General features: G+C 54.9%; 2 protein-coding genes. One reads left to right on the top strand and one right to left on the bottom strand.

Features of this window, described 5'->3' with window-relative positions; translation table 11 throughout:
- A partial coding sequence (locus MJZ25_16715) for an IS4 family transposase (protein ID MCQ2125803.1) occupies positions 1-849 on the bottom strand: 849 nt, incomplete at its 3' end.
- Between MJZ25_16715 and MJZ25_16710 the strand changes: the two genes are divergently transcribed.
- Positions 839-985 carry a hypothetical protein gene (locus tag MJZ25_16710; protein ID MCQ2125802.1) on the top strand — a complete coding sequence of 49 codons (147 nt, stop codon included), beginning with the start codon at positions 839-841 and terminating at the stop codon, positions 983-985. The genes MJZ25_16715 and MJZ25_16710 overlap by 11 nt on opposite strands.
- Positions 986-1,115: the final 130 nt, after the last annotated feature.

Raw genomic sequence — 1,115 nt, 5'->3', positions numbered from 1 at the left:
TATGCACTCGGCGATGTAGTCCAGGCCGTACTTGAAGAATGACACGGCCTTTCTCCCGTTCTTGAGTATTCTGATTTTCTTGACCAGTCTGTCTCTGGAGATTCCGACCAGGTATGCCCAGAGGAAGGCGATGGTGACGATGGCGAAGAGCCTTTCAATCCGTTCGATGTCAGCCAGGTGGGTGTCCTCAATGTTGAACCCGCTGGATTTCATGGACTTGAAGCAGGTCTCGATCTGCCAGCGCATCCTGTAGGTCTCGGCAGCTTCGTCGGGGCGGTTGTAGGACACCAGTATCTGGAGTTTTGGGACACCGTCTTCGTCCTTCATCCTTGCCGCCGAAAGATAGCACATCTGTCCGTTGACGACGTATATGCCGTCGAGGCTCTTCGACTGCCCGGCCCTCAGGCCCAGGAAAGCCCACGATGCCTTGAACCTGCTTCCCGTGCCCGGCTTTGTGACCCAGAAGTTCTCCCTGATGCGGATGTGGTAGCGGATGCGCCTGACGTTGAGGTAGGCCAGCCAGTCGGCCCCGACGAACTCCCGGTCGGCCACGAGGCAGTCTATGGAGTCCCTGCCGAAGAGCGCGATGTAGCGTTCGATGATGGCTATCCGTTCCTCCGTGTTGGAGTTCCCTTTCTTTTGCAACAGCCTGAACAGCAGCGGGAAAGCCACGCCTTCGTAAGTGACGCCGAGCACCAGCGCATTGATCTTGAAACTGCCGAACTGCCAGTTCGTCCTGTCCATCGAGAGCGTGTAGGGACCGTCGTGCGGAAGCAGACGGAAGATGAACCGGGCGATGAGCGAGAGGTCGAGGGCGTAGCCCGACATGAACCTCTGTATGCGTCGCATGTTGGACGAAGCTTCCGCCGCACCGCCGAAAGCCAGCGCCAGCCTGCCGAAGCTGACGGTCTGCATCTTGCACAGAGCCGAAATCAGCAGCGCCATGAAGCGTATCCGTGCCAAGTTGATTGTTTTGCCGAAATGACTGCACAGTATGTCGAATAAATCGCTATCTTTGCGCCGTATCTTGGAATCAGTAGCTATGGAAAACATAGGAAATTTTCTTCAAAGTTACTGATTTCCAAGATATTACGCAAGTGTTTTAACTAAAAAAA

It is taken from the genome of Fibrobacter sp. (genome assembly GCA_024399065.1).
In the GTDB taxonomy this organism is placed as follows: Bacteria; Fibrobacterota; Fibrobacteria; order Fibrobacterales; family Fibrobacteraceae; genus Fibrobacter.
This window is presented reverse-complemented; position numbering and strand designations above follow the sequence as displayed.